Genomic DNA, 7318 nt, shown 5'->3' with positions numbered 1-7318 from the left:
CTTTAATTATTAAATAAAATATAATTAAATATATTATAAAAATAATTTAAATAATTTAATAATAATAAAATTAAAAAACTTTAAAAATTTTTGTCAAAAAAATCACATGAAAAAAAAAATAATTAACTTATTAAAATTTTTAATATATCTAAAAATTAATATATATCCTCCATAAAATTGAATATATTATAATTATTTGATATATTTGTTAAAGATATATCATAAATGAAATTAATAAATTTTTTCTATAGAAAATAAATATTAAATTTCTACAGAATAAAAATTTTGTTCTACAGAATAAATTATCTTTTTTCTTAATTTATTTAATATATATTTATACAAATTAAATAAAATATTTAATTATGAAAAATATATTTGATAAGTCTAACTTCGGAAACTTAAAATTAAATAGTCGTATAATATGTACTGGATTATGGCAGACCGAAAAATTCAAAGATACATGTGAAAGATATGAAAAAATATCTTCAAGTGGAGTAGGTTTAATAATTACTGAAATAATGTCCTTACATGCTAAAGATAAATTCTCCGAATATGCTTTTATAATTGATAAACCAGATTTTATTTTTCAAGCCAAACAACTAGCAGAAATATGTCATAGACATGACGTGCCAATATTTGGTCAGATAGAATTTATAAAATTTAATAGAGGTATCGATCTGGATATAGCAGTAAATGATTTATCAATTGATGATATTCGCAAAATTCAAACTGATTTAATAATAGCAGCAAAAAAATTATCATTTGCAGATTTTGATGGAATCCAACTGGCATTAGGTAATAATTTCTATTTATCTAAATTCATTAATCCATATTATAATCAAAGAAATGATGAATATGGTGGAAATACATTTAATAGAATGAGAATTGTATTAGAAACTATAAAAGTTATAAAAAATACATCCAACTTACATGTTAATTGTAGAATCAATGCATTTGATGGTCGTAAAGGTGGTATTGATAAGAAAGAAAGTCTTGAAATATCTAAACTTCTTGAACAATATGGTGCTGATAGTATTCAGATTACCAGACCTTTATCACCTGTATATTATACAAAAGAAAATAAGGAAAATGAACTACTGGATTTTACTAAAACACTTGTAAATAATATAGATATTCCTGTAATTTTAGGTGGAGGTTTTCATGATATGGAAACAATGAACAATTTATTAAACTCATCTAATATAGAATACTTATCTATGTACAGGCCATTTATTGCTGAATCAGATTTTCTAGAAACATGGAGAAAAGATGGATGTGGAGTATCAAGGTGTAAAATGTGCAATAATTGTTATAGAACTAAAACCAGTACCTGTTATCATTTTTAATAAAATTTATTTTAATTAATAATGAAAAAATTAATATTTTTTTAAAAAAACCATTTTAAATCATTTTTTATTAAAATTTAACTTGTATAATCAATTTATATTGAAATTAGAGCAATTAATTATATATTATCTAAAATACAACTATTACTATAAGTTATTAAGGAGATAATATGGATTTTAATTTTGATTATACTGAAAAAAGAGTGATAATGAGTATATTCTTCTGTGTCGCTTTTATTATAGCAAACTTAACAACAGTTAAAATTATGGAAATACCATATATACATATGGAAGCACCTGCAGGTGTACTTATATATCCATTAGTATATGTTTTAACTAACGTTTTAGCAGAAGTATATGGAGAAAGAATTGCACAAAGAACTATTATGTTGGGATTAATTGCTGATATTTTGTTTGTATTTATGACTGTACTACAAATATATTTACCTTCACCAGCATATTATCCAGGTGATCCTCATTTAGCATTTGTATTTACACAAACACCAAGAATACTTATATTTGCATACATTAGTTACTTAATTGGTAATTTAGTTAATGCAAGATTAACAACAATAGTTAATAGAGGAACAACATATTTAAAAGCTAAAAATTGGTTAGTGGTTGCATTTAGTGAATTAATTGATGATACAATTATGGTTACAGGTTGTTACTTAGGATTAGTTCCACCTATTGATATGGTAATAATTATTTTCAGTACCTTTATAATAAGTGTAATATGGATTACAGTAGCACAACCTTTCATAGCAAAATTAGTAGCATGGGCACAGGAAGATGCTCCAGTAACAACAGCAGCATAAATAATGATTTAATAAAAATCATTATTCTTTTTTTAAAAACTTTATAATTTTTCATTAACTTCTTCTTTAAAAAATAATTAATATATTAATAAGAGAGATATATATTAATATACAAAATTTATGGAGTAATTGAAATGGAAGAAGAAATTAAAAAAATATTCATGGAACAACCTTGGTTTGTAGCTACAACTGGTGATGGACCTAATGTAGTACCTATAGGATTTAAAATGGTTGAAGATGATGGAACAATGGTTATTGCAGATGTAGCAATGAACACAACCAGAAAAAATTTAATTGAAAACGGTTTAATTGCAGTAACAGTATGTGATCCTGAAACTAAAAAAGCATACATGGCAAAAGGTAAAGCAACTTTCTTTGAAGAAGGAGAACTAGTAGACGGATTAAATAAATTTGCAGAAGAACAAGGATTCCCTTTCAGAGCAAAAGGTGCAGCAACATTTAAACCTGATGTAGTTTTAGCTAAACACCCAGGTCCAGAAAACGATCAAGAAATTGAATGGATATAAATTGATATGATGGTGTATTTACACCGTCTCTAACTACTTTTTTTTAAACAGTTATTAAATTAAGTAAAAAAAATGAAATTAATTTATTATATTAAAATAAAATTAAAATTAAACATTTTGAATATTATCCAATACCATTCTTCCGATTAATAATAATGGTATAACCGCTATAATAATTGTTGGATATGTAAACATATTAACTCTCCACGTATTACTTATTGACTTAAATTCACATAAAAAGTAATACTTTTTGAATCTTTCTTATTATTATTTATTATTTTTTATTGTATTTAAATGATTATAAAATAATAATTTTATGTATTAATTTATTACAATTTCTTTTATTATGATGTATTAAAAAAGACTAAAATTTAAAAAAAAAGTAAAAAAAGATTAAAAAAAAGTAGAATGATATTTAATAGTCTTTTGAATAATTTTTTCCTGATAATTATCATTCACATTATCAACTGTAGTATTAATTTTCATACTCTTAAGAATATTTAACATGTTCTCTTTATTTTTAGTTACTACAAATATATTTTTATTATTTGAATTATTAAGATAAGTATACTCATTCAGTGAACTGGAATAATTATAGGAGAATTTTTTATCTTCAATTAAAATTACTTCCATCTGATTTATATCTCTAACTGTTAAAAAATTAAACATTTCCTTAACATCATTTAAAGTAGTTTCATCATCATCAAAAACATAGATTTTGATTCCATTTTCTAAATCTTCATATGTACTGAAATGATCTGTTTGATTAATTACACTAACATTGCTATATGGTACTTTTATCTGTACTTCATTAACATTTATCATTTTATAGTTAAACTCATTATTTATGGCATTATAAAAACATAACCCACATATTATAAATAGAATACCTATTATTACTACTTTTTGAATATCCATGATATTGATATAATTCATTATTCTTATTAAAGTTATGTTATAATTTATGAAAAAAAAAGTTCTATAATAAATAGTTTTAATAGATTAATATCTAAAAAATAGCTGTTTTTGACTTTTAAAATTATTAAATATTTTAAAAATTAAAAAAAAAGATTTAGGGGATTATATGAATTTTACTGCAGTACCATAACAGTGTACTTCAGAAGAATTTTCAACAATAGAACTGGTGTTATATCTGGTCATTATTATTGCATCTGCACCTAATTGTTCTGCATGTTCTATCATACGTTGTGTTGCAATTTCTCTTGATTCAATCATCATCTCGGTATATGCTTTAAGTTCTCCCCCGGTTATGTTTCTTAAACCCTGTGTAAAGTCACGAACAATGTTTTTTGATTGAATATTGTTTCCATTCACTAATCCTAATATTTCATAGTTTTTTCCTGGTATATTTTCTGTTGTTGTAATTAACATTATTATTACTCCTATTTTATATTAAAGTATTTTAATTCTTTAAATATATATTTTTTTTTAATATTGTTAATGAAAATTATTATTAATGACCCTTATTTCCAATATATCTGTTTATTGATTCAATTTAATTTTTATTTATATACTTAGCATCATTAATAGAAATAGATTAATCATAAATAGAACAAAGAAATAATATAATAACAATTAGAAAATATTAAGGTGAAGTTATGGAAAAGGATTACGTGACAGTATCAGAAATTAATTCTTATCTTAATGATAAACTGAAAAGTGACCTTAATTTAAGAAATTTTTACATTAGAGGAGAAATTTCTAATTACAAAACATATCCAAGTGGACATAGTTATTTTACTTTAAAGGATGAATCTTCAGAAATTCGTGGAGTAATGTTTAGTGGATATAAATCTAACCTTCGATTTGAACCAAAAGATGGAATGAAAGTCATTATCAATGGTAAAATTGAAATGTATGAATACAGAGGAAATATTCAATTATATGCTTTTAACATAATTGAAGATGGTGTTGGAGAATTGTATGTTGCATACCAACAGCTTAAGAAAAAATTAGAAAAAGAAGGTTTGTTTGATAAGAGTCATAAAAAACAAATTCCAAAATATCCTGAAAAAATTGGAGTTGTAACAGCTCAAAACGGTGCTGCTGTAAGAGATATTATAACTACTATTAAAAGGAGATATCCTGTTTGTGAAATTCTTGTATTTTCTACTTTAGTACAGGGAGATATGGCTGCCGAACAGATTGTTGATCAAATTAGAAATGCTCAGAATTATGATTTAGATACATTGATTGTCGGTCGTGGTGGAGGAAGTATAGAAGATTTATGGCCATTTAATGAAGAGATTGTTGCCAGAGAAATATATAAATGTGAAATTCCAACAATTAGTGCGGTAGGTCATGAAATTGATTTTACGATATCTGATTTTGTAGCTGATAAAAGAGCAGCTACTCCAACTGCAGCTGCTGAAATTGCTGTTCCAGAGATTGATGAATTAAAATATAAACTTGAACAATTTAATACAAGAATAAATAATAGTATAATGGATAAATTAGATGAAAACAGGACCAGGTTAAATCAAATTTCTAAAAAACAAGTTCTTAAAAATCCTGAAACTATGTATAATATTAAACAAATGCAATTAGATGGAATTATGGGAAAGTTTGGTGTTATATCGAAAAATATTATTGTTAATAACAGGAATAAATTATTTGAACTGGAAAATTCTATGATGTTAAAAAATCCTGAATTGATTACAAAAAATAAAAAAGAACAATATTTAAGAAATATAAGTAAATTAGAAGTATTGAATCCATTATTAACTTTGAAAAGAGGATATACAATTACAAAGGTTAATGATAAAGTTATTTCTTCAGCTGAAGATATTAATAAGGATGATGAAATAGAAGTTGTGTTTGATGACGGATCAATAAATGCTAAGGTGATATAAATGGATAATTTAAGTTTTGAAGAAAGTTTAGAACAATTAGAAGAAATTGTAAACAAATTAGAAAAAGGTGATGTACCTTTAGATGATGCAATAGATGAGTTCAATAATGCTATGCAATTAGTTAAAATATGTAATGAAAAATTGAATAATGCAGAAGAATCTATTGCCAAGATTGTAGAAGATAACGGAGATTTAATTGATTTTAATACAAATGAATGATTTCATTCATTTTTTTTAAACTTTTTTTAATGATTTTATATACTATTTTTTAATATTACTTATCAGACGCTCGGATTAATTATATATGCATTTTTCATCAAAAGAATTATTTGTATTGTAATGAAAATAATTGAATAAATGGTGAAAAAATGAATATTAAAATCAATAATATAAGTGCAGAGCAGATAGGTGAAAGTTTAGAAATTAAAGGGCGTATAATTAAAGTAGATGATTCAACTCCTCTTATTATAAAAGGTTTTTATAAATGTTTAGATTGTATGGCTACATATGAAGTAACTAATAAAAAATTGGAACATAATACGAAACCTGAAATGTGTTTAGACTGTGGAAGTAATAACATTAAATTTATGCCTAACCAGTCAAAATATATTGATTCACAAAATCTTATTTTAGAAGATATTGAGGAATTTGTTGATAAATATGGTAGAAAAAGAAATCCCAATACTATTAAGTGTGTAGTTTATGGTAAAGATGTTAATCAGCATATCAAAAGTGATCTTGTTGTTATTAAAGGTATATTAAATATTACAATTGAAAATGAGATGTTTATTGAAGTTACTGATATTTGTTTATCAGAAGAGATTTAACTTAAAAAATTGTAAAAATAGAATTATTCTTTATTTTTAATAGTGGAGTTTATTTTGTCAATAATTACTTGTGTCCATCTTGATCTTTCAAATATATTATATTCATTCATTGTAATCCCTATTTTTCTTTGAAAAGTATTAAATTAGATTATTCTAATTTAATTTGTCTTATTAAATATGTGATTTAAAGATATTATGTAAATTAAAATTATTGGAGTAAAATAAATTTTATTTACCTATACCCCTATGGGTATATATTATAATATAACTAATCTTATATATAAAGATTAATAAGAAAACATTAAAAAATACTTAAAAAATATTAAAAAAAAGATAAAATATTAAAGATTATTGAAAAATACATTCGGCATCAGATAAGGTTAATCCAATAACCATTTCTTCATCCTTAATATCTGAAAATTTTCTTGAACCCATACAACCAAGAGTCATATTGGATTTACCACTGATAAACGGATAGGAAACTGCATCTGCACATAATGATGCTGTTCCATTAAAGTTAGCTTCAAATCTGGTTTTGAGTTTTGTTTTAAATAATTGTGCAACTTTAAATGCCTGGGATGGCATAGCGTAGATAATAATTACATCAGGTGTAAATTCAGCATCACATAATGGTGCATATCCTACAGCTGCCTTAACAGGAGGAATTTGAGGAAGTGCATCAACAGTTTTTTCGGTTAACCCGAGAGCTAATTGACCATTAGGGCAGTTGATTTCATTTACAGTAGCATAATAGGATTCTTTTTTAGTTGATGCATCAGAAACTAATTGACAATGTTTAGCTTGACCATCATATTTAGATAATTCCTCTTTGGCATCTTCTTCATTATCATATATTTTTATTGCAACAGGTTCTTTTTCCATTTGAACAAATTCTCTTATTTTTTCAGATAATTCTTTACAATCCAT

Annotated in this window: 9 protein-coding genes; 6 read left to right on the top strand and 3 right to left on the bottom strand. The window is 24.3% G+C overall.

The features are described 5' to 3' along the window. Positions 1–362: 362 nt before the first annotated feature. The 3 genes from QZZ11_RS04295 (at position 363) to QZZ11_RS04285 (ending at position 2691) form a co-directional block, all read left to right on the top strand. Complete coding sequence (locus QZZ11_RS04295) at positions 363–1346, top strand: NADH-dependent flavin oxidoreductase (RefSeq protein WP_292473906.1); 984 nt, start codon at positions 363–365, stop codon at positions 1344–1346. Positions 1347–1516: 170 nt separating this feature from the next. Then, positions 1517–2164 carry a queuosine precursor transporter gene (locus tag QZZ11_RS04290; protein WP_292473905.1) on the top strand — a complete coding sequence of 216 codons (648 nt, stop codon included), beginning with the start codon at positions 1517–1519 and terminating at the stop codon, positions 2162–2164. 134 nt (positions 2165–2298) lie between these two features. Beyond that, the gene (locus QZZ11_RS04285) at positions 2299–2691 is read left to right on the top strand and encodes a pyridoxamine 5'-phosphate oxidase family protein (RefSeq protein ID WP_292473903.1); all 393 of its coding nucleotides are present in this window, start codon (positions 2299–2301) and stop codon (positions 2689–2691) included. A gap of 393 nt (positions 2692–3084) precedes the next feature. Here the strand turns inward: QZZ11_RS04285 and QZZ11_RS04280 are convergent, their stop codons facing one another. Further along, positions 3085–3516, bottom strand: coding sequence for a hypothetical protein (locus QZZ11_RS04280; RefSeq protein WP_292473902.1), 432 nt, complete (start codon positions 3514–3516; stop codon positions 3085–3087). A 255-nt stretch (positions 3517–3771) separates the two neighbouring features. After that, positions 3772–4083 (bottom strand): heavy metal-binding domain-containing protein, encoded by a 312-nt coding sequence (locus tag QZZ11_RS04275; protein ID WP_292473900.1) that lies wholly within the window; start codon positions 4081–4083, stop codon positions 3772–3774. A 227-nt stretch (positions 4084–4310) separates the two neighbouring features. On the opposite strand from QZZ11_RS04275, the gene xseA reads away from it, so the two are divergent. From xseA to QZZ11_RS04260, 3 genes are all read left to right on the top strand, one after another. Continuing rightward, positions 4311–5564 (top strand): exodeoxyribonuclease VII large subunit, encoded by a 1254-nt coding sequence (gene xseA / locus QZZ11_RS04270; RefSeq protein ID WP_292473898.1) that lies wholly within the window; start codon positions 4311–4313, stop codon positions 5562–5564. After that, positions 5565–5783 carry an exodeoxyribonuclease VII small subunit gene (locus QZZ11_RS04265; RefSeq protein WP_292473896.1) on the top strand — a complete coding sequence of 73 codons (219 nt, stop codon included), beginning with the start codon at positions 5565–5567 and terminating at the stop codon, positions 5781–5783. A gap of 149 nt (positions 5784–5932) precedes the next feature. Then, entirely contained in the window at positions 5933–6391 is a 459-nt protein-coding gene (locus tag QZZ11_RS04260) for a hypothetical protein (RefSeq protein WP_292473895.1), read from the top strand. A gap of 348 nt (positions 6392–6739) precedes the next feature. Here the strand turns inward: QZZ11_RS04260 and QZZ11_RS04255 are convergent. Then, positions 6740–7318, bottom strand: a 579-nt coding sequence (locus QZZ11_RS04255) for a DUF169 domain-containing protein (RefSeq protein ID WP_292473894.1), incomplete at its 5' end; no start/stop codon positions are given.

Source organism: Methanosphaera sp. (genome assembly GCF_016282985.1).
In the GTDB taxonomy this organism is placed as follows: domain Archaea; phylum Methanobacteriota; class Methanobacteria; order Methanobacteriales; family Methanobacteriaceae; genus Methanosphaera.
Note: the sequence above shows the minus strand (reverse complement) of the source record. Positions and strands in the feature narration are given on the sequence as shown.

Excerpts from the sequence above, each read along its gene's own strand:
- QZZ11_RS04295 (WP_292473906.1), top strand. The coding sequence starts at position 363 with ATGAAAAATATATTTGATAAGTCTAACTTCGGAAACTTAAAATTAAAT.
- QZZ11_RS04290 (WP_292473905.1), top strand. The coding sequence starts at position 1,517 with ATGGATTTTAATTTTGATTATACTGAAAAAAGAGTGATAATGAGTATA.
- QZZ11_RS04285 (WP_292473903.1), top strand. The coding sequence starts at position 2,299 with ATGGAAGAAGAAATTAAAAAAATATTCATGGAACAACCTTGGTTTGTA.
- QZZ11_RS04280 (WP_292473902.1), bottom strand. The coding sequence starts at position 3,516 with ATGATAAATGTTAATGAAGTACAGATAAAAGTACCATATAGCAATGTT.
- QZZ11_RS04275 (WP_292473900.1), bottom strand. The coding sequence starts at position 4,083 with ATGTTAATTACAACAACAGAAAATATACCAGGAAAAAACTATGAAATA.
- xseA (WP_292473898.1), top strand. The coding sequence starts at position 4,311 with ATGGAAAAGGATTACGTGACAGTATCAGAAATTAATTCTTATCTTAAT.
- QZZ11_RS04265 (WP_292473896.1), top strand. The coding sequence starts at position 5,565 with ATGGATAATTTAAGTTTTGAAGAAAGTTTAGAACAATTAGAAGAAATT.
- QZZ11_RS04260 (WP_292473895.1), top strand. The coding sequence starts at position 5,933 with ATGAATATTAAAATCAATAATATAAGTGCAGAGCAGATAGGTGAAAGT.